This is a genomic window from Streptomyces sp. NBC_00299 (genome assembly GCF_036173045.1).
Lineage (GTDB): Bacteria > Actinomycetota > Actinomycetes > Streptomycetales > Streptomycetaceae > Streptomyces > Streptomyces machairae.
Genome location: NZ_CP108039.1, coordinates 8415409 through 8436248, shown reverse-complemented (window position 1 = coordinate 8436248; position 20840 = coordinate 8415409). Strand labels below are relative to the sequence as shown.

Here is a 20840-nt window from a genome sequence, read left to right as displayed (position 1 = left end):
CGTCGTCCCCATCTCTTGTCAGTCCTCCGTGCCCTTCCGGGGCTCCGGCTGCGGCGGCTTGCTCGCCCGGGCGGTCTTGCGGGCCCGTGCCGGAGCTTTGGCGACGGTCTTGGCCGGGGCCTTCGTGGTCTTCTTGGCAGCACCGCTCACGGGCTGCCCGGGTTCCGCCGACACTGCCTTGTCAACAGCGGCCGGTGTCGCGGTAGTTGACGGCGCCTCAACCCTCGGCTCCACCCCCGGCGGGACCGGCGCACCCGGTGCCCCGAACGGCAGCACCCGTACGTCCGTCCGCTCCACCGGCTTCGCCGGCACCGGCGTCTCCCGTCCGTCGATGAGGACCAGGGCCGCCTGGTAGGCGACCGACAGGGAGTACGGCGTCTGGTGGAGCATCCCCCACAGCTTCGACGTCTCGTCGATGTCCATCACCGTGGGTGTGAACCGCACTCGCTGGGCTGCCTCTGCGAGGTCGCTGCCCACCAGGTGCGGAAGGTGACCGGTCTCCTCGATGACGTCCTTCGGCAGGATCGGTATCTCGTGCAGGGTCCGCACCACGGAGCCGATCAGCCGCTGCCCGACCAGGGTCGTCTCGTCGCCGTATGCGGTGATGAGGTAGTGCAGGTCCAGCGCGGCGGCCGGCCGCTTCACGAGCGTGCCGTCGGAGGCCCGGGTCGGCAGGTCGTTGTTGCGCATCGACGTGTTGGGGGTGACCTGGTAGAGGAACACGTTGATGGTCGGGTGGTCCGGCGCCTCCGCCGGCGGCTTGCGCGGCTCGACCTTCACTGCCTCGTCGAACTCCGCGCCCACATTGGACGCGAGCAGCAGGGACAGGGCCTGGGTGACATGGGCGATGGCGAGTGCGTTGCTCATGAAGTCGGTTCCTCGGTTCCTCGGTCCGTCATGTCACTCCCGCCCCCGCGCCAGGTAGTCGGCCAGGCTCAGGGCCGCCCCCGGTCGCTCCGCCGACGACGGCGTGCGCTGCCGGGTGCCCTGGGACGGCGACGGTCCGGCCGTCACTTCCAGCCGCCCGATCTGCACCTGCACCACCTGCTCGGGGGCCCGCGAGGGGCGCCGTGCGGCGGCCTGCCGTACGGCGTCCCGTGCTGCCGCCGTGTCCGCGGCGCTGGGGCGCAGGGCCGCGGATCCGGCGACGGGGGATGCGGCGTCCATGCCCGGGGGGACGGGCACGGACGCCGCGGTCCGGGATGCGCCCCGCTCCGGGCGCACACGGCCCGCCGCCCGCTGGACGGCGTCCGGCGCGGGCCGGGGGCCGGGCGCGATCGGTGCGACGGGACGCAGCAGCGGCGCCTCGGGCAGAGCTCGCGGGGCGGGTAGCGGTGCCGGGTCGGCCGGGGCACGTTCGGTGCGTACGACCGTCCGCTCCCGTTCCGTGTGCAGCCGCGCGGCGGGCGTCGCCGGGGACGGCCTGTCCCCCGGCCGTGCGGCGGACGGCGTGGTGGCGGGCCACAGCAGGTCGGAGCCGTCGTCGGGTTCCGGTGCCGTGGCCCGTACCGCCTCGACCCGCTCGAACGGGCCGGGCAGGCGGGGACGTACCCGCACCACACCGGGGCGCGGACCGACGGCTGCCGGGGCGTGCCGGGCGATCAGCCGGTCGAGGAAGTCGGGAACCGGTGCCCCGTCCGCGTCAGACATCCGCACACAGCTCCAGGTAGTAGCGGCGCCGCAGCGGGCTGAGCGCCATGATCTCCGGCTCGCTCCAGCCGTACGACGTGGCGAGCAGGTGGACGTCGAGCAGCAGGTCCCTTGCCCAGGCGTCCAGTTCGGTCCACAGGTAGGAGGCGATGTCCAGCTCGGCCCGGGTGCCCGCGCCGCACTCGGGGCAGGCGATGGTGAGCGTGACGTCGGCGCCGGGGTCGGCGGCCTCGACGGCCTCGGCGATCCGGCGCTGGACCGGGACGGGCAGGTCCTCGGCGGATACGGCCGCCCCGGCGCGCTCCGCCGAGACGAGGCACCGCGCGAGGAGGGCGGCGCGCGGGTCCGCCGCCCGGGCCGCCGACGTCAGGTCGGCGGCCCCGGGCAGCCGGAACTCCACGTCCCAGCCGTCCTGTTGGACGCACACCACGGAGCCGCCGGGCCCGATCCGACCGCTCAGCGAGCGCGCGAACTCCCCGGCGTCCAGGTCGAACTCCATGTCCTCCCCGCATGCCGCGCAGCCCAGCCGCACCTGCATCCGCTCCCCGAACAGGGCGCGGCGCAACGCGAACAGGTCGGCCTCGCGCTCCCCCACCGGCAGCACCGGCAGGGTCGCGGCGTCGACGTCCGGGCGCGCCGTGCGGTGCAGCAGCAGGGCGCGCCCCGTCGGCGCCTCGGCGAGGCCCGCCTCCCAGGTGGCCAGCAGTTCGGCCGCCCCCGTGATCGCCATCTCTTTCCCCCCTCACCTACCCGCTGGTCAAGCGGGGTTGAGGAACGACGGCTCCTCAGGCTCGGGCACCTCGTAGTCCCGCTCCCAGCCCTCGCACTCGAGCTTCAGCGACTGGATGGCCACCGCGTTGGCGTTGGCGTCCAGCTCACCGAGGACCTGGTACTCGCTCGGCCAGGTCCGGTACAGCTTGTGCGAGACGGCGACCTGGCCGGCCTCGTTGAGGACCTGGATGACTATGTCCTTGCGGAAGTCGGCGAGGGACACCTCGGAGCCGAGGCCCGCGCCGACCTGCCAGACCTTGTTGGCCCAGCGGTCGAACTCGGGGTCGTGGGTGACCCCGCGCTCCAGGGTGATGCCCTCGAACTCGGAGCGGCCCGGCGACTTGCGCGGGGAGGAGGGGTCGCCGCCGTGGCGGTGCTTGACGACCTCCGTCGTCCGCTTCAGCGGACTGATCTTGCTGATGCCGGCGACCGTCCGGCCGTCCCACAGGACGAGGAACTTGAAGTTCTTGTAGGGGTCGAAGCGATGCGCGTTGACCGTGAACTCAGCCATCGGATTCCTTCAGTTCTCCACGATTCCCCGCGCCTAGAGCGCGAACTGCCCGGACGTCTGCTGGATTTTGACGATCACGAACTCCGCCGGCCGGACCGGTGCGATGCCGACGAGGACGTTGACGACGCCGTTCTCGATGTCCTCGGTCGTCGTCGTGTCGCTGTCGCACTTGACGAAGTACGCCTCGCGCGGGGTGCCGCCCTTGAAGGCGCCCTGGCGGAAGAGGGTGTGCAGATACGAGGAGGCGGCGAGCCGGATCTGCTGCCACAGGTTCTCGTCGTTGGGCTCGAAGACCACCCACTGCAGGCCGCGCTGGAGGCTCTCCTCCACATGGAGTGCGAGCCGGCGCACCGGCACGTACTTCCACTCGCTGTCGAGCGCGTCGGAGCCCTCCAGCGTGCGCGCGCCCCAGACGACCGGTCCGGTCACCGGGAAGGTGCGCAGGCAGTTGACGCCGAGCGGGTTGAGCAGCCCGGTCTCGCGGTCGGTCAGGTTGACGGTGAGCGAGTGCACACCGGCGAGCCGCGCCTCGGTGCCTGCCGGGGCCTTCCACACGCCGCGCTCGGAGTCGGTGCGGGCGATGACGCCGGCGACCGCACCGGACGGCGGGAAGGAGCGCAGCCGGCCCGTGAGCGGGTCGGTGAGCTGGAGGTGCGGGAAGTACAGGCCCGCGTGGTTGCCGCGCACGGCGTCGAAGGCGGCGAGCCCGGCGCGTGCGGTGTCGACACTGACCCAGGTGCTCGGCGCGTCGACCAGCAGGAAGATCCGCCGCTCGGCGCACAGCCGCTGGGCGGCCGAGATGACCGTGAGGGCGTCCTCGGTCTTCTCGTACGCCGCGAGCTCCGGCAGCGCCAGCAGGTTGACGTCGGCGACGCCGCGCAGCGCCTGGATGCCGCTCTTGTCGCCCTCGGAGCCGATGAGGTCGCGCGGGCCGGGTGCCTCGCCGTCCTCGCCGCCCTCCAGCGGGAAGACCGGCGGGTTGACGGAGGCCTCCAGACCGAGGTCGTTGGCGCACTCGCCGAGGAAGCGGACGACGTCCTCGGGGTCGGTGGAGCCGGCGACGACCTGGATTCGGCGGCCGAAGGCGGTGACCTCGGCGCCGGCGAAGGCGTGCTTGCCGGGCGCGTCCGGCAGGGCGCGCAGCTTGCGTTCGAGCAGCAGCGCCAACTCGGCCACGCTGCACGGGGCTTCACCGTCGCAGTCGGGGTCGTGGAGCGTGAACTCGCGCTCCACCTCGCCGATCTTGACCGTCAGGTCGACCGCGAGGTTCGGCAGCTCGTGGCCGAACGGCTTGGAGACGGTGCCGGAGGGATCGGGACGGCCCTCGTCGACGACCTCGACTCGGATCAGCTTCGAGCCCGCGTTGATCACGGTCTGCGCATAGCGACCGTTCGCAGCGTCCATGGACAGGCCGGTGAAGCTCTCACGGGCCTCGCCCTTGGCGTCGTAGACGCGCAGGTTGAAGGTCTCGTCGGGGCACGGGGTGTCGTGGTCGACGGCGACCCGCAGACCGTTGCCCCAGACGCCGGGTTCCTTGGCGTGCACTTCGAGGACGGGGCCCTCGCTGTGGTCCTCGGTGGACTTGAGCGTGACGCAGGCGGCCTTGCCGCTGCCGGCCTTGGCGACACGGACGATCACCGCGACGGTGCCGCCGTTGCCGAAGAACTGGTGGACCGCGTAGCCGACGGCGCTCTGGGCGCTCAGGCCGCCGAAGCGGCGCTCGAACTCCGTGAAGCTGGTGACGCGTACCGGCTCGTTCAGCGGACCGCGCCGGGTGTGGCCCACGAAGGCGGTCACGGACGTGGTCAGGGTCGAGATCGTGCGGGTGCTGCTGGGAAGCTCTTCGACGTAGACGCCGGGATACGTCGGCCTGGCGGCGCTCACCGCGCTCATCGGCATTCCCCCTCCTACTCCCTGTCTTGGGCACCGGACAAATGCACCAAGAGGTGGCGGAGGGAGGCATTCCCTTTCCGGCACGCGAAGACGCCCCCCACACGAGCGACGCTACGACGCACACCGCATTCAGTTCCCCCGTCTGCACCCAGGACTTGTCGGTCGCCCGGGCCAAGCAACGTGCTTGTGACTCCTGATGCTCAAGTGCTCAATCCACCTTGGGGCGTTGGAAGTTGACGGAACAAGGTGGCTTCAGGCCAGCCCGGCAGGGGGTTTGGTGAAGACTCCCTCCCGGCATCCCCACATTGCGCCTGCGCGCCCCGGCCAGGTGGTTCACGGAACCTGCACAGCGATGTCGCCGCGGAGTGCCTTGAGGGCTCCCGCCGGGACGGAACCCCTTCATCCACCTCGTTCGACTGGTCGCACGCACGTACGGCCTCCCCGAGTCGCACACAACACGCGGTGGCCGATTTCCCGGGGGTCGATCCCCCCCGCCATGCCCTGACATGGGACTGAAACGATTCTTGGCTTGACCGCCTGCCGGTGATCTTCTACCAGCGCGGCACCGCCCGCCTCACCGAGGCCACGGCCGCCGAGATCGCCGCACTGCCGCAGGTCGTCGGCCTCAAGGACGGCATCGGCGACATCGAGCGGATGCACCGCATCGTCCGGGCCGTCCGCAGCCTGCCCGGCGGCGCGGACTTCCAGTTCTTCAACGGCCTGCCCACGGCGGAGATGACCGCGCCCGCCTATCACGGCATCGGCGTCGAGCTGTACTCCTCGGCCGTGTTCGCCTTCGCTAGTTGAGCAGGGGCGGGTCGCGGAAGGCGATCGGGGTGACGATCAGCTCGCGGATCCGGGTGCCGACGGTGGGGCTCATGCGCGGACCGTCTCCAGACCGGGATGACGCGCAGGGCGAGCGGCTCGTGGACGCCGCCCGCGTCGCCCGCCTGGAGCGGCTGCAGACAGCGGCGAAGGTCGTCGTCGGCATGGACGTCTTCGACGCGACGGCCGTCGGGGCCGCGATCGACGCCGCCCTGCTGCCGGCCGTGCCCAGCTCCCACGAGCGCGGCTGGACCACCTCGGCGGTGGAGGTCGCCTGCCTCGACGCACACGGCAGGCTCCTCGGACGCCCGGTCAGCGACCTGCTCGGCGGCAAGGTCCGGGATGCCGTGCCCTTCGCGGCGTACCTCTCCTACAAGTGGGCCGAGCACCCGGCCCTCGACGGCCGCCCGTCGGTCGGCGACGACTGGGGCGAGGCGCTCGACCCCGCCGGGATCGTCGAGCAGGCCGGGCTGATGCAACAGCGGTACGGCTTCCGCTCGTTCAAGCTCAAGGGCGGCGTGTCCCCGCCCGACGAGGAGATCGCAGCGATGATGGCGCTGGCGGAGGCCTTCCCGGGGCCGCCGCCACGACTTGACCCCAACACGGCCTGGACGGTGGTGACTTCACGGTACGTGGCCCGTGAGCTGGACGGCGTACTGGAGTACCTGGAGCATCCCGCCGCGACCATCGCCGGCATGGCGGAGGTGGCGAAGGACTCGCCGCTCCCCCTCGCCACCAACATGTGCGTGATCGCCTGGGAGCATCTGAGGCCGGCGATCGAGCAGAACGCGATCCAGGTGCTCCTCACCGACCACCACTACTGGGGCGGACTGCGGCGCACCCGTGAACTGGCCGCGGTCTGCGAGGCGTTCGGCATCGCCCTGTCGATGCACTCCAACTCGCACCTGGGCATCAGCCTCGCCGCCATGACCCACGTGGCGGCGGCCATCCCCAACCTCGACCACTCCTGCGACACGCACTACCCGTGGAACTCGGCCGACGACGTCATCGTGCCCGGGACCCTGGAGCTGCGCGACGGAACGATCGCGGTGCCCACCGGCCCCGGTCTCGGCGTCGAACTCGACCACGACACCCTGGACCGGCTGCACGGGCTGTACGTGGACTGCGGGATGCGCTCCCGCGACGACACCGGCTACATGCGGCGGATCCGGCCGGAGTACGAAGGCCGACTGCCCCGTTGGTGAAGCAGTGCCCACTCTCGCGCGAACGCCGCTACCGTGATCGACCGGCTTCCGTGCGGGAGAAGGAGTGACGGTGGGCGCAGACGGGTCGACGGCCGTGTTGGTCACCGGAGGCAGCGGCTTCGTCGGCAGCCATCTGGTCGAACGGCTGCTGGAGCGCGGCTACCGGGTCCACGCCACGGTACGCGGTACGGCCGCCACGGCGAAGGTGCGGCCCCTGCGGGAGATGCAGGAGGCGCATCCGGGCCGCCTCCAGCTGTTCGAGGCCGACTTGTTGACCGAGGGCTCCTTCGACGAGGCGATGACCGGCTGCCGGGTGGTGTTCCATGTGGCGTCGCCGTTCCTCATGCCGGAGAAGATCAAGGACGGCCGCAGGGACGTCGTCGACCCGGCCCTGCTCGGCACCCGCAATGTGCTGGCGGCCATCGAGCGGACACCCACGGTGGAGAAGCTGGTCCTCACCTCGACCGTGGGTGCGATCTTCGGCGACTACGCCGACGTACTGGCCATGGACGACGCGGTGCTGACGGAGCGCTGCTTCAACACCACCAGCACGGTGGAGAACAACCCGTACCACTACGCGAAGACGGTTGCGGAACGCGCGGCCTGGGACGCGGAGGCCGCCCAGGGCCGCTGGCGGATGGTGTCGGTCAACCCCGGCCTGGTCCTGGGCCCCTCCCTCACCCCGGCCTCCGAGTCCGGCAGCCTCTTCCTGCTGGAGGAGCTCTTCAAGGGCTACTTCTTCTACGGCGCACCCGACTTCAGCTTCACCACGGTGGACGTGCGCGAGGTGGCCGACGCGCACATCGCGGCGGCCGAGAACCCGGACGCGAAGGGCCGTTACATCCTCGCCGCCCCGACCATGACGTCCTTCCACGAGATGTCCCGCATGATCCGGGCCCGCCATCCCCGTGACCTGCGCCTCCCGCGCACCGCGCTGGCGCACTGGCCGGTTCGCGTCCTGGGTCCGGCGTTCGGGCTGAGCCAGGACTACATCCGCAAGCACCTCGGCATCCGGTTCCGGGTGGACAACAGCCGCAGCGTGAACGAACTGGGCATCACCTACCGTCCGATCGAGGAGACGGTCCTCGATCATTACGAAGCGTGGCGAAGTCAGCGCACGGCGAAGTGAATCCGGTCTCTTTCTCACCCAGAGCGTCGAAGGTCACAAAAACGTATCGGACATTTCACATGTCAATCTTCACGCGGGGCTCACAAGTTGGTTAGGTTACGCATCGGACCGCACGACGACCTCCGGCGAACCCCGCCGGGACGCGCGGCCTCCGCCGAGTCCGGTGCGTGCCCGCAAGGGTCCACTGGAGCCGGGGACCCAACCGAACTTGGGGTGAATCGGCCCAACCGCCCTTCGGGGCACGGGCCGTAGGGCACACCTTCCGGAGACGACCGCCCGAACCCGTCAGCTAACTCGGTAGGCGGAGTACGGAAGGAGTACGTCACCCATGGCGCCGGAACGCACCGCGCGTCCGGGGGCTCTGAGCCTCCCTGGCATGCGCAATTCCGCACTCGCCTCGGCAGCCCTCACCTCTGTGGCCCTGCTCGCCCAGACGGCCAACGCAGCCCCTTCGGCCGCGGACGAGGCACCGAGCCGCGAGGAGGTCAGCCGGCGGGTCAGCTCCCTCTACGACCAGGCCGAGTCCGACACGGGGACCTTCAACGCCACCCGCGCGGCGACGACGGGGCCGCGAGCGCGTGCCAACCGGCCCACGGACACCGCGCGCCGGCCCGCCGCCGCGCCCCGTGACGACGAGAGCAGGCGCAGCGACCCCGCGCTCGACACCATCGCGCGGCAGTGGTTCGACGCCGCCCGCGCGAAGGTGGGACCGACCGTTCCGGCAGTGCTGCCGAGCGACCGGATGCCCGACCGCCCCACCGGGACGCGGCCCGCGCGCCCGGCGAACGGCCCCGGTCAGGCACAGGAGTCGTCCGGCCGAGCCGCCCTGGAGCTGCCGACCGCGCCGGTCGCCGAGTTGACGTCCGGTACGGCCCCGCGGACGGCTGCCGTGGCGGAGCTGACGGCCGGGCCCGCCGCCGCACTTCCGGCCGCCTCGGAGGCACCGCAGCAGACGACCACCGGGAGCGCCCTCGCCCTGCCCGCCCCGGCCGCCGAACCCACGGCCGAGCCGCAGCAGCGGTCCGCGCTGCGCACGACCAAGGAGCAGAACCAGCGCAAGCTCGACCGGGCACGCGCGTTGCTGTCCGCGTACACCGCGCGGCAGAGCGCCCCGCTCGCGGCGATCGAAGCGGCGCCGGTCACCGACACCTGGGGTGCTGCGCCGACCCAGGCACAGCCCTCGGCCGACGCACCATGGCAGGCGCTGCAGGCACAGGGGCCCGCTGACCTCACCGCGGTCCCAGCCCGCACGCCGGCCTGGGCCGCGCCGGCGACCTGGACCACCACGCCGGACCCGCTCACCGACCCACTCCCGGCCGTCACCACGCCGGACCCGCTCACCGATCCCCTCCCGGCACTCACCACGCCGGACCCGCTCACCGACCCACTCCCGGCACTCACCGCGAGCCAGGCCCTCGCCACGGGCCGGACCGCAATCCCAGATCCGGCAACCACCGCCGCAGGCCCGGTCCTCGGCACGGACCAGTTCCTCGACCCGAGCGCCGCCCTCACATCAACGGGCCCGCAGGACACCCGGGCCGTGCGCGCCCTGGACTTCGCCCGCGCCCAGCTCGGCAAGCCCTGCGTCTGGGGCACGACCGGCCCGGAGGCCTACGACGGACCCGGCCTCACCCAGGCCGCCTGGAAGGCGGCAGGCATCGCCCTCCCCCGCACCGCACCGGAACAGGCGACCGCCGGCCGAGGCATCGCCGTCACCTACGCCGAGCCCGGCGACCTGGTCCTGTTCCATGCGGGCCACGTCGGCATCTGCTCCGGAAACGGCACGATGATCCACGCCCCCGGCCCGGGAGCCTCCATACGCGAGGAGTCGATCTACTACGCCGGGGAGGCGGCGATCCACAGCGTGATCCGACCCGCCTGAGCCGCCGTCACGCATCAGCGCGGGGCGGCCGGCCCGCTCGTGCCCCGCCGCTGCACGGCAAACCGCAGCGCGTCCAGCACCTGGACATCGGGCAGGGCGAGGTCGACGAAGGCAGCGTAGGGCGCGGTTCGCGGCGCCCGGCTCACCCCGGCCCTTCGGACGCCCGGCGGCCCGGCCTGCGCTGGGCCAGCCACAGGGCGACCGCCTCCGCGATCGGCTGCCCGGTCTCCAGCTCGACGAAGCCGAACTGGCCGCTCTGGTTGCACTCAAGGAACCACCAGATGCCGTCCTCGTCCTCGGCGAAGTCGAAGGCCGCGTACGCCAGTCCGGCGAGGGTGACGTACTCGTGCACCGCCTTGCCGATGCGGTCGGGAAGCGGGACCGGCTCCCAGGGGTGCCCGGTGTCGCCGTAGCGTCCGTCGACCTGGCCGGGTTCGGCGGTCTTCCGGGCGGCGAACATCCGGCTGCCGACGGCGGTCAGCCGGATGTCGGCCCGCTTGGAGACGTACCGCTGGAGCAGCGCGGGGCCGGCTGCGACGGCGGAGAAGTCCGCGTCGGGGCCGACGAGGGTCGTGGGGAGGGTCAGTGCGGGGTTGCCGGGCGGCGGTCCCGAGGCGGACTTCACCACCACGTCCCGGTACTTCTCGGCGAACTCCCGTGCCAGCCGGGGGGACGTGGTGAAGACCGTAGGCGGCACGGCGAAGCCGCTGAGGTGGGCGACCCTCAACTGCCAGGGTTTCAGGCGGGCCTGGTCGGCGTTGCGCGGATGGTTCATCCACCGTGCGGCGGCGGAGTGGAGCATCCCGTACAGCGCCTGCCGGGTCTCGGCGGTCAGCCACTCCGAGGGGTGGGCGGCGTGCGCGGCCGGTTCGCCGGGCCTGCGAACCCATATGGAGCGCAGGCCCCCCATGCTGAGCACATGTCCATTGACGGACAGGTGGCCGTCGAAGTCGCCGTGGGCGTAGTCGGCGGACAGCACGGCCTTGCCCGGCAGGTCGGCGGGGTCCAACCGCATCACGGGCGTCCCCGTCCCGTGCAGCCTGGCCACCACCATGTCGGCGGTCACGTCCTCCTCGGACGTCAGGATCAGTACGGTCATGCGCGCACGTTCGTCAGTCGTCGAAGTGGGTCGCGGAGCCCGCGGTCGAAGTCGTCGTGCCGACCGCGAGCAGGAGGTCCGGGTCACTGACGGCGGGGCGTCCGTCGGGCAGCACGTTCAGCTGCCGGGCCGGGTCGAAGTGATACGGCGTCACCGCGAGCGAGATCCCCTTGGGAAAGGCGTACTTGAGGGTGAACGGTTGCACTTTAAACCTCCGTGGCGTGTTGTCTGAATTACCGTCACTTACGCGCCGCTTGCGTAAGGAATTCATCACTTTCCGCCACATCGGCGTGAACGTAGTCACACCCTTCACAGGAAACCCAAAGGCCTCTGAACCCGTCAGGCCTTGGGCGTACCCGCTCGCAGTTCACGCAGCAATCGCGGTACCGCCTCGACGAGTTGATCCAGCTAGTGGTCGAGCAGCGGAATGAACGCGTCGAGCGAGTCGGCGAGGGCCTCCGGGATCTCCAGCAGGGAGCGGTAGCCGTTCTCGGCGTCCGGGTCGTCGACGCCGATGTCCGACTCGACGGAGAACGCCTCCGGAGACATCCCCACCACCAGGCTGCACACCATCTCGCGGCCGTCCTCGAGAGTGAGGGTCACAGCCAGGACCTGCGTCCCCGGATTGGCGCCGTACCTGGCGAACTCCCGCCAGCTGACGTTCGGTTGGTGCTCCAGGAACAGTTGTTACCCCAGTTTCCGGAGCCGGTTTGCGGCACTCCACTGGGCGATGGGCAGACGCTGGGCGTCGCGATCGGCGGTGTCCACGGGCCGATCATAGGATCTGCGGCTCCGGCACGCGCTGGTCGAGCGCCCGCGCCGGCCGGTCACCCGCTCGACCGGCCGGCGGCCTCACGGCCTTCAGCGCAACGCGCGCCTGTCCGCGTGCAGCGGGGCCGGGAGCCGGATGGTGATGAACTCGTTGTCGTCCGCCCGGCCCGCCGTACGGCCGGACGAGAAGGGGAAGTTGTTGTCGTTGAGGACCGCCAGTGTGCGGTCGTCGACGAGGTTCACGTCCTCGATCGTCTGGAACGGGAAGCGGAAGGTCTTCCCGAAGCCGCCGAGCCCCTTGGGATTGGCGATGTCCAGCAGGTCGGCGACGAGGGTCTTGTCCATCAGGCCGTCGCCGTCGCGGTCCCGGGTGTCGGCCAGGTAGATGCGCTTGAACTGGGCCGTGTCGCCCTGTCCACCGTCGCGCTCGATGACCAGGAAGCGGTGCCGGTCGACGGCGATGGCGTCGCCGATGGCGTTCGCGGTCGACTCCAGCCGGTAGACGAACCGCTTGCCGGTGTACGCGCGCTTACGCAGATCGAACTCGCTGAAGCGCAGGTCGCCGGGGGTGTCGCCGGTCACCGTGCCTTCGAGGAGCGGGTAGAGGCGACGGCCGTCCACGGAGCGGACCATGCCCTCGAAGCCCTTGCTGCTCGCTATGTTCGGCTGGGCGCCGTTCAGGTACGGGTTCTCCGGAGCCTTCACCCCGTCGAGCGCGATGGGAGCCTCCAGGAGACGGCCCTTCGCTGAGAAGTGGAGCAGCCAGGGGCCGAACTCGTCGCCCATCCAGTACGTCCCGTCCGGCATCCGCACGATCGACTCGACGTCGAAGTCGGCGCCGGTGAGCACCCGGTCGGCCCGCGTGAGCGCGAACGGCACGTGGCGGTCGGGGTCGCTCAGGTTGAGCCCGCCGAGCACCTGGACCTTGCCGGTCCGCGTGTCCGGCTTGATGCGGTGGACGCGGAGCAGGAAGTCGGCGCTGTTGGCCTTGTTGCCGTACCCGTTGTCCGAGAGCACGTCGAAGGTGCCGTCACGCCGGTTCACGACACCGCTGAAGCCCTGCACCGGCTGGTGTGCGAACGGCGCCGCGATCCCGTTGAAGGGGCCGGCTCCGATCGCCGAGCCGGACGGCTCGCTGCCCGGCACGAACGTCTCGGCCGGCAGCGACGCGAAGCCGGTCAGCGTGGCCCGGCCGAAGTCCTGTCCGCCCCGGTCGGCCACGGCGGGAGAGGCGAGGGAGACGGTCAGCACCGCGGCGCTGACCATGATCGAGGTTCTTCTCATGGCGGGCACGGTAAGAGCACCGAGTGACGGATGTGCCAACGACAGACGTCCTGCCGGTTCAGGGCGTCGGCATCCCACCGCCCTGGAGCCGCTCCAGGTCGGAGGGGCGGACCTGGATGACGAGGAGGGCGATCACCGCGGCGATGCCCGTGAAGATCGCGGCCACGACGAAGGCGGCGGAGACGCCTGAGGTGAGGATCTCGTCGGCGTACAGCGACGGCAGCTGCCCGGTGCGTTCGAAGCGCAGCCGCTCCAGCGGGGTCGCCTGGGACAGGAACGCGGGGATCTGTTTGTCGGCCTCGTTGCTGCTGGCCGTGCCGAACGTCGTGACCAGGATGGACAGTCCGAGGGAGCCGCCGACCTGCTGGGTGGCGTTGAGGAGTCCGGAGGCCGCGCCGGTCTCCTGCGTGGTCACGTTGGACAGTGCCATCAGGGTCAGGGACACGAACTCCATGCCCATGCCGAGGCTGAAGACGAGCATCGGGCCCAGGATGCTGCCCAGGTAGGTGGAGTGGATGTCGGTCAGGGTCAGCCAGGACAGACCCGCGGCGGCCAGGATCGCGCCCGTCACCATGAACGGCTTGGGCCCGTACTTCGGCAGGAGCTGCGAGGCGATCCCCGCGCCCACCGCGATGACCGCGCTCACCGGCAGGAAGGCCAGGCCGGCCTGCAGCGGGCTGAAGTCCAGCACGTCCTGCACGAAGAGCGTGAGGAAGAAGAACATGCCGAAGATCGCGGCGGCCAGGCTCAGCATCATGCCGTACGTGCCCGCCCGGTTGCGGTCGGCGAACATGTGCAGCGGCGTGATGGGCTGTCTGGAGCGCTGCTCGACCAGGACGAACAACAGCAGGAAGACGACGGCCGCCCCGAACGAGCCCAGGGTGAGCGCGTCCCGCCAGCCGTCCTGCGCGGCCCGGATGAACCCGTACACCAGCAGCACCATGCCGATGGTGGAGGTCAGCGCGCCGGCGATGTCGAAGTGCCCGGGGTGGCGTTCGGACTCCCGGATCCAGCGCGGGGTGGCGAGGACGATCAGCAGCCCGATGGGCACGTTGACGAACAGCACCCAGCGCCAGTTGAGCCACTCGACCAGCATGCCGCCCGCCAGCAGTCCGATCGCGCCGCCGCCCGCCGAGACCGCGGCGAACACGCCGAACGCCCGGTTGCGTTCGGGCCCTTCACGGAAGGTCGTACTGATCAGGGCGAGGGAGGTCGGGGACGCGATGGCGCCGCCGACACCCTGCAGGGCGCGGGCGGCGAGGAGTTGCCACGAGTTCTGGGACAGTCCGCCGAGCAGCGAGGCGAGGACGAAGAGCAGCACGCCGAAGACGAACACGCGTCGTCTGCCGAGGATGTCGCCCATCCTGCCGCCGAGCAGGAGCAGTCCGCCGAAGGTGAGCGTGTAGGCGTTCACCACCCACGACAGGCTCGTCGTGGAGAAGTCGAGCGAGGCCTGGATCTCCGGCAGGGCGATGTTCACGATGGTGATGTCGAGCACCACCATCAGCTGGCACGAGGCGATGACCAGCAGCGCCATACCGCTGCCACGGCCCTCGCTCCGCTCCGTGTCCTGCGGGGTGGTCCGTGCTTGGGGTGTCGGCTCGGGATTGCTCATGGCATCGCGCCGTGACGGGGGTTCGGTGGCTGGTTCCCGCCACCATTCGACGGTACGCCGCTGCCGGACGGGCCTCCAGTCGATCACAGGCCCGGGCGAAGCCGCCGCGGCACACGCAGGTCAGCGAGCGCCGCGGATCAGGCCCGTCAGATAGCGCCACAGCGAGGAGCGCTGCCGTGCCGACCGGTCCGGCAGCATCGCGTCGTCCGATGCCGATGCCGGTGCCATGCCGGGCGTCGTGCCCGGTGCCGACCTCGATGCCGTCAGCTGTGCGGGCCCGCGCTGGGGCGTCGCGGCGAGTTCGTACCGTACGGGCAGCGAGCGCAGGCCGCGCATGAACGGCGAGGAGCGCCACGGGAGTTGGTCGGCCGGCAGGGCGAGGTCCAGATGGGAGAACCGCTCGAAGAGCCGGGCCACGCCGACCGCAGCGACCGTCGACGCCAGCTCGCGGGCCGGGCACTGGCGGCGGCCCGCGCCCCAGGACAGGTGCGCCCGGGTGCTGATCGTGCTGCCCTGCGCGACATGGCCGGCGAAGAGCGGGTCGGCGTGCGCGGCGGCGGAGGAGATCCACACCGGGTCGCCCGCGCGGATCGTGTAGTTGCCGAGCGCGGTGTCCTCGGCGGCGAAGCGCGGTACGAAGTTCACCAGCGGCGGCTTGCGCATGACCACCCGGTTCATGGTCTCCCTGATCATCCCGGCGGACAGGCTGGCGCGCACGCCGCCGTCGCCGTCCGAGGAGATGACCTCGACCACGGTGTTGGACATGAGGATGCCGACGTGGTCGGAGGTCATGCCGAGCAGCATGAACAGCTCACGGGCCAGCTGGTCGAGCGAGAGTCCGGGATGCGCGGCCAGCAGATAGGAGGGGAAGTCGTCCCCCGGCGCCTTGAGCTTCGCGGCCCCCAGTTCGGCGAGTGTGGCGAGGAGCCGCTCCAGGGCGGGCTCCGCGTCCGGGCCCGCGTCGAGGACCCGCCACATGTCCATGAGGGCGTCGTCGCCCTGGGAACCGGGGAAGCCGAGCAGATGGCTGGCCACCATCAGCGGCAGCGGCCGGGAGAACTGCGCGGACAGGTCGGCCACGCCCGTGCCGCCGCCCTGTCCGACCAAGGTGATCAGGTCGTCGGCGTAGGCGGTGACGGCCGCCTTCAGCCGCTTGGCCTGCGGGTTGCCGGGGTCCTGGAACGGCTTGAGCGCCGCGTCCCACGCCGTGCGCAGCGTCTGGTGTCCGGGGCCGCCCTGGATCAGTACGTGGTTGACCTCCAGGGACGGCCCGAGCGGCCAGTCGGCGGGCACTTCGCCGTCGGTGCGGGCCCGCCAGTTCTCCAGCCCCTTCGGCCAGCCGTCGTCGTCCTGGAGCACCCGCAGCGCCTCGCGGTAGCCGAGGACGAGCCAGGCGGGCACGCCGAGCAGGTCGACCGGTGCGACGGGCCCGTGTTGCTGTCGCAGGCGTTCGTACACGAGCGAGGGGCGCGTGTCGTAGTCGCGGGTCAGCAGGGGTTCGGGAGTCATCTCCTCCAGGCGAGTGCCGTCGACGTCCACGGATCCGCTCTCGCCCACCTGGGATTCCATCGTCCCCCCGCCCTCCGACACTCCCCGCACCGGCGTACTACCAGCCAGTAGCCGACAACGCTCGGGACCCTACCCCAGCGGTCCCGCACGGGTGCACGACGGGGGCGGCGGACGTCAGCCGCCCGTAGGCGGGATGTTCTGGTTGGCGTGGAAGAAGTTGTCCGGGTCGTAGGTGTGCTTGGTCGCGGCAAGGCGGTCGAAGTGGCCGCGGTAGGTGGCCCGGACGCGGTCCGTGCTCTCGGCCTCGCCGATGAAGTTGACGTAGGAGCCGCCCATGGAGTGCGGGTGCAGGTCGGTCCAGTAGTCGACGCTCCACTGCCGGATCAGATCGGCGTTGGCGGGGTCCGGGTCGACCCCGGCGATCACTCCGGACCAGACGGCGTCCCGGTAGGCCCAGGCCGTGTCGTCGGGGCCGACCTCGTGGGCCGCCGCGTCCACGGGGTACAGGTGCATCAGCGACAGCGCGGTCGGGATGTTCTGGCCGTACTTGTGGTGCACCTCGATCGCCGCGTCGGAGATCGAGTCGAAGAAGTCGCCGCGCCAGTACCACTGGTAGCCCTTGGGGATCAGCTCGTCGAACATGCCCTGCAGCGCGGGGTAGGGCATGGGCGTGGTGAAGTGGAAGGCCGGCGGCGCCGGTTCGTTCACCGCGGTCAGCGTCTGCTCCAGGCGGTCGCCCTGCATGTCACCCGTGTAGCACCAGACGACGCCGCACATCTTCTGCCCGTGGATCGGCTCGGGGAACGGCGGCCCGGGCGGGATCACGAAGACGGTGAAGAAGCCGTACAGGTCCTGCGGTGCCGCGGGCAGGAACTCGCGGTACCAGCGCAGCACTTCGGGTGTGCGGTCGACCGGCCACACCGTCACCGCGACCCCGACCGTGTCCACCGGGTTCAGCCGGAAATTGAACGACGTGACGACGCCGAAGTTCCCGCCGCCGCCCCGCAGCGCCCAGAACAGGTCCGGGTGCTCCTCCTCGGAGGCGGTGACGAACGTTCCGTCGGCGAGGACGACGTCGGCGGACTGGAGGCTGTCGATGGTCAGGCCGTACTTGCGGGTGAGATAGCCGTGGCCGCCGCCTAGGGTGAGGCCGCCCACGCCCGTCATCGAGATGATGCCGGCCGGCACACCCAGGCCGAAGGTGTGCGCGGCGTGGTCCAGGTCGCCCAGCTGCGCGCCGCCGGCGACCTGTGCCGTCATCGCGGCGGGGTCGACGCGCACCCCGCGCATGGTCGACAGGTCGAGGACGAGCGCGTCGTCGACCAGGCACAGGCCGGGTCCGCTGTGGCCGCCGCCCTTCACCGCGAGCTCGACCCCGGTCTCCCTGGCGAAGGAGAGCACGGCCCGCACGTCCGCCGCGTCCACGCACTGCGCGAAGGCCGCGGGGCGTCGGTCGATCATGGCGTTGTAGATGCTGCGGGCCGCGTCGTAGCCCGGGTCCCGTTCCGTGATGACGGGCCCCCGCACTGCCTCACGCAGACTTTCGAGTGCCGTTCCGTTGATGCCGCCCATGTCCGGACCCCTCTGTGTGGCTACGGTGAGCCGCGGACGGATGACGGCGCTTGACGTCCGGGCGGGCAGCGGGGGCGTGGTGCGCGGGTCCGTTCGCACCTCGTGTCGATGTCGGCAAGGCACAGCGGCCCCGCCATATCTCAGTCTTCACCCAGCGATGGACGGCCGCACGTCGGCGGCAGACGTAGGTTTCCTCGTCCGCCCGGTGTCAGACCAACTCCTCGGCGGACCTCGCCCCTTGATCGCGCAGCCACGCGACCAGCGTGGGGTGGCCCGAGCGCTCGGCGGCGTCCAGCGGGGTCAGCCGGTCGTAGCCGATCCAGTTGACGTCACCGCCGCGTCGCAGCAGGTAGTCGGCCATCCCCTGCTGTCCGCCATGGCAGGCGCACCACAGGGCGGCGGTGATGTCCTGCGCGGCCGGCTGCTCGGACTCGGGCGTGAAGCACGCGGCTACCCGGTCTGCTTCGCCGAGGGCGGCGGCCTGCCACAGGTTGGCGCGGGCGCCGCGTGCCACCAGCCGCCGTGCGCTCCGCCACTGCCCGAAGGCCACCGCGTCCGCCAGCGGCGTGCCGTCGCCGATGACCCCGCCGTCGGCCTCGATGTCCGCGCCGAGGTCGAGGAGGGTGTCGAGGACGGGCACGTCGTCGCTGCTGGCCGCCCAGTGCAGCGGGGTCTCGCGGTGCGCGCCGGTGAACCGGGCGTTGACGTCCGCGCCCGCGTCGACCAGCGCGGTCACCGTGCGGGGACCGCCCGGCACGTGGCCGGGCCAGTCGGTGGCGACGTGCAGCAGGGTCCGGGTGCTCTTCATGTTGCCCACCCGCGCCGTCGCCAGTCCCGGATGCGCGGTGAGCAGGTCCTGCAACGCCGCCGCGTTGCCCGTCCGGATCGCTTCGACGGAAGCACGGGCCAGCGGAGCGGTCGTATCGATCAACATCGGGTCACCTCCCAGGTCCCCACCTGCATAACACGCCCGACTGACAACGCCTCGCCCGGCTCCGCACGGCGGCCCTGCCCCGCAGCCTCCGGGCGCCCCTCTGTTACGCTCCCCGGGCCTCCCGCGGGGGAAGTCCGGTGAGAGTCCGGCGCTGACCCGCAACGGTGTGCGTGGGGACCTGTGCGGTCCGTCGCGTGAGCCCGATCGCCCGTGGTGGGTGCGACCCGTTGACTGCTCGCCGCGGACTGCGAGAGGGGACCGCGCGGCCTGCACGGTCGTACGGGCTGCCTCCCTGCTCGACGTTCACAGGCGGCCCCAGGCGAAGGACCGCCCGCCCGTGCACCGAAGTCCGCCCCGGACGCCGATACCGAGATCCGGCCCGTCACGGCTGTCCGTGGTGTCCCTCGTCCCCGGCCTGGTCCTGCTCCTGCTCGTCTCGCTCCTGTGCGGTGTGGGGCTCGGAGCCGCCGGGATCGGGTGGGGTGAGGTCCTGCGGCTGCTCGGGGCCGGGCTGACCGGCGGGACCATCGCCGGCCAGGACGTCGCCGCGTACACGATCGTCTGGGAGATCCGGCTGCCGCGGGTCGTGCTCGGCGCGGTCGTCGGGGCCGGGCTCGCGGCCGTCGGCGTGGCGGTGCAGGCGATGGTGCGCAACGCGCTCGCCGACCCGTTCGTGCTGGGCATCTCCTCCGGCGCCGCGGTGGGCGCCAACGCCGTGATCCTGCTCGGCGCGTTCGCGGGGCTCGGGGTCTGGGCACTGTCGCTGTCCGCCTTCGCGTCGGCGCTCGCGGCGATGGCACTGGTGTACGCCGTGGCCCGGTCGCCGCACGGGCTCACCCCGCTGCGGCTGATCCTCACCGGGACGGCACTGGCGTACGGCTTCGAAGCCGTCACCACCGTCATGGTGTTCGGCGCGGCCCGGGGCGAGGCCGCCCGCTCGGCGATGATGTGGCTGCTGGGGAGCCTGGGCGGGGCGACCTGGGCCCAGGTGCCGCTGGCCGCCGTGACGGTGGCGGCCGGGTGGCTGTGGCTGCGCCGGCGTGCCGAGGCGCTCAACGCCCTCGCGATGGGGGACGAGACGTCCGCCGCGCTCGGCGTCCGACCGGCACGGCTGCGCAGGGAGTTGTTCCTCGTCACCGCCGCCGTCACCGGAACGGTGGTCGCGGTCAGCGGCGCCATCGGGTTCGTCGGACTGATGGTGCCGCATGTCGTACGGATGCTGGTCGGCGCCGATCACCGGCGGGTGCTGGCCGTGGCGCCGCTCGCCGGGGCCGTGCTGCTGGTGTGGGCGGACCTGCTCTCACGCCTGCTGCTCGCCCCCGCCGAACTGCCCGTCGGTGTGATCACCGCCGTGGTCGGAGTCCCCGCCTTCCTGCTGCTGATGCGGCGGGGCGGCTACGCGTTCGGAGGCCGGTGACGATGAGGCTCGACATCGAGGACGTGACGGTCGAGGCCGCCGGTGTCCGGCTCGTCGAGGACGTCCGAATCGCCGCGGACAGTGGTGCGTTCGTCGGGCTCGTCGGCCCCAATGGCAGCGGCAAGTCGTCGCTGCTGCGCTGCGTGTACCGGGCGTTGCGCCCGGCCCGGGGAGTCGTCCGCCTGGACGGGACCGACCTGCACGCGATGGATCCGCGGGCCACCGCGCGGGAACTGGCGGCGCTGCCGCAGGAGTCGTCCACCGAGTTCGACTTCACCGTCGCCGAAGTGGTCGCGATGGGACGCCTGCCGCACCGATACCGCACGGCCGCACAGGACCGCGCCCTGTGCGACGAGGCCATGGCCCGCACCGGCGTCACGCATCTCGCCGACCGGGGGCTGCTCACCCTGTCCGGCGGTGAGAAGCAGCGCGTCCTGATCGCCCGAGCACTCGCCCAGCAGCCGCGGGTGCTGGTCCTCGACGAACCCACCAACCACCTGGACATCGCGCACCAGTTGGACGTGCTCGCGCTCGTGCGCGGCAGCGGCCTCACCGTCCTCGCCGCGCTGCACGACCTCAACCTGGCCGCGGCGCACTGCGACGTCCTGTACGTCATCGACGGCGGCCGGGTCGTGGCCTGCGGGCCACCGCACGACGTGCTCCGGCCTGCCCTGCTCGCCGACGTGTTCGGGGTGCGCGCCCATCAGGTGCGGCACCCGGAAACGGGCGCGCTCCAGCTCCTTTTCGATCTCCTCCCGCCCGTCCAGTGACCC

The 20840-nt window shown here is 71.6% G+C and carries 19 protein-coding genes, 1 pseudogene and 1 riboswitch; of the genes and pseudogenes, 6 read left to right on the top strand and 14 right to left on the bottom strand.

Features of this window, described 5'->3' with window-relative positions:
• Positions 1-18: 18 nt before the first annotated feature.
• The 5 genes from OHT51_RS37490 to OHT51_RS37470 are packed head-to-tail and all read right to left on the bottom strand — an operon-like array spanning position 19 to position 4831.
• Complete coding sequence (locus OHT51_RS37490; protein ID WP_328883339.1) at positions 19-867, bottom strand: DUF4255 domain-containing protein; 849 nt, start codon at positions 865-867, stop codon at positions 19-21.
• A gap of 33 nt (positions 868-900) precedes the next feature.
• Positions 901-1650: a hypothetical protein gene (locus OHT51_RS37485; RefSeq protein ID WP_328883338.1), complete on the bottom strand. Its 750-nt coding sequence runs from the start codon at positions 1648-1650 to the stop codon at positions 901-903.
• Positions 1643-2380: a T4 family baseplate hub assembly chaperone gene (locus OHT51_RS37480; RefSeq protein WP_328883337.1), complete on the bottom strand. Its 738-nt coding sequence runs from the start codon at positions 2378-2380 to the stop codon at positions 1643-1645. The genes OHT51_RS37485 and OHT51_RS37480 overlap by 8 nt, the downstream gene beginning before the upstream one ends.
• A 27-nt stretch (positions 2381-2407) precedes the next feature.
• Complete coding sequence (locus OHT51_RS37475) at positions 2408-2932, bottom strand: phage tail protein (RefSeq protein ID WP_004003113.1); 525 nt, start codon at positions 2930-2932, stop codon at positions 2408-2410.
• Positions 2933-2965: 33 nt separating this feature from the next.
• Positions 2966-4831: a phage tail sheath subtilisin-like domain-containing protein gene (locus tag OHT51_RS37470; protein ID WP_328883336.1), complete on the bottom strand. Its 1866-nt coding sequence runs from the start codon at positions 4829-4831 to the stop codon at positions 2966-2968.
• Between the two features lie 531 nt (positions 4832-5362).
• Between OHT51_RS37470 and OHT51_RS37465 the strand changes: the two are divergent.
• The 4 genes and pseudogenes from OHT51_RS37465 to OHT51_RS37450 all read left to right on the top strand — a co-directional run.
• Positions 5363-5626: pseudogene (locus OHT51_RS37465) on the top strand (dihydrodipicolinate synthase family protein); the annotation flags it as partial.
• 35 nt (positions 5627-5661) lie between these two features.
• Complete coding sequence (locus OHT51_RS37460) at positions 5662-6855, top strand: enolase C-terminal domain-like protein (RefSeq protein ID WP_328883335.1); 1194 nt, start codon at positions 5662-5664, stop codon at positions 6853-6855.
• A 70-nt stretch (positions 6856-6925) separates the two neighbouring features.
• Positions 6926-7984, top strand: a complete 1059-nt coding sequence (locus tag OHT51_RS37455) for an NAD-dependent epimerase/dehydratase family protein (RefSeq protein WP_328883334.1) — start codon at positions 6926-6928, stop codon at positions 7982-7984.
• 142 nt (positions 7985-8126) lie between these two features.
• Positions 8127-8304, top strand: a riboswitch (cyclic di-AMP (ydaO/yuaA leader).
• Between the two features lie 56 nt (positions 8305-8360).
• On the top strand, positions 8361-9866 hold the full coding sequence (locus tag OHT51_RS37450; protein WP_328883333.1) for a C40 family peptidase: 1506 nt from the start codon (positions 8361-8363) through the stop codon (positions 9864-9866).
• A gap of 14 nt (positions 9867-9880) precedes the next feature.
• Here OHT51_RS37450 and OHT51_RS37445 read toward each other — a convergent pair whose 3' ends face one another.
• The 9 genes from OHT51_RS37445 to OHT51_RS37405 form a co-directional block, all read right to left on the bottom strand.
• Entirely contained in the window at positions 9881-10012 is a 132-nt protein-coding gene (locus OHT51_RS37445) for a hypothetical protein (protein WP_328883332.1), read from the bottom strand.
• Positions 10009-10965, bottom strand: coding sequence for an ATP-grasp ribosomal peptide maturase (gene tgmB / locus OHT51_RS37440; RefSeq protein WP_328883331.1), 957 nt, complete (start codon positions 10963-10965; stop codon positions 10009-10011). The genes OHT51_RS37445 and tgmB overlap by 4 nt, the downstream gene beginning before the upstream one ends.
• A 13-nt stretch (positions 10966-10978) precedes the next feature.
• A complete protein-coding gene (gene tgmA, locus OHT51_RS37435) occupies positions 10979-11170 on the bottom strand; it encodes a putative ATP-grasp-modified RiPP (RefSeq protein ID WP_328883330.1) in 192 nt (63 codons plus the stop codon).
• Positions 11171-11373: 203 nt separating this feature from the next.
• On the bottom strand, positions 11374-11568 hold the full coding sequence (locus OHT51_RS37430) for a hypothetical protein (protein ID WP_328883329.1): 195 nt from the start codon (positions 11566-11568) through the stop codon (positions 11374-11376).
• A gap of 258 nt (positions 11569-11826) precedes the next feature.
• Positions 11827-13020: an esterase-like activity of phytase family protein gene (locus tag OHT51_RS37425; RefSeq protein ID WP_328883328.1), complete on the bottom strand. Its 1194-nt coding sequence runs from the start codon at positions 13018-13020 to the stop codon at positions 11827-11829.
• A 58-nt stretch (positions 13021-13078) separates the two neighbouring features.
• A complete protein-coding gene (locus OHT51_RS37420) occupies positions 13079-14557 on the bottom strand; it encodes an MFS transporter (RefSeq protein ID WP_328884564.1) in 1479 nt (492 codons plus the stop codon).
• 198 nt (positions 14558-14755) lie between these two features.
• A complete protein-coding gene (locus OHT51_RS37415; RefSeq protein ID WP_328883327.1) occupies positions 14756-16204 on the bottom strand; it encodes a cytochrome in 1449 nt (482 codons plus the stop codon).
• Positions 16205-16318: 114 nt separating this feature from the next.
• On the bottom strand, positions 16319-17716 hold the full coding sequence (locus tag OHT51_RS37410; RefSeq protein WP_328883326.1) for an FAD-binding oxidoreductase: 1398 nt from the start codon (positions 17714-17716) through the stop codon (positions 16319-16321).
• 208 nt (positions 17717-17924) lie between these two features.
• Complete coding sequence (locus OHT51_RS37405; RefSeq protein ID WP_328883325.1) at positions 17925-18650, bottom strand: ankyrin repeat domain-containing protein; 726 nt, start codon at positions 18648-18650, stop codon at positions 17925-17927.
• 364 nt (positions 18651-19014) lie between these two features.
• Between OHT51_RS37405 and OHT51_RS37400 the strand changes: the two genes are divergently transcribed.
• Positions 19015-20067: a FecCD family ABC transporter permease gene (locus tag OHT51_RS37400; RefSeq protein WP_443052747.1), complete on the top strand. Its 1053-nt coding sequence runs from the start codon at positions 19015-19017 to the stop codon at positions 20065-20067.
• Positions 20068-20069: 2 nt separating this feature from the next.
• Complete coding sequence (locus tag OHT51_RS37395) at positions 20070-20837, top strand: ABC transporter ATP-binding protein (protein ID WP_328883323.1); 768 nt, start codon at positions 20070-20072, stop codon at positions 20835-20837.
• The last annotated feature ends 3 nt before the right edge of the window (positions 20838-20840 follow it).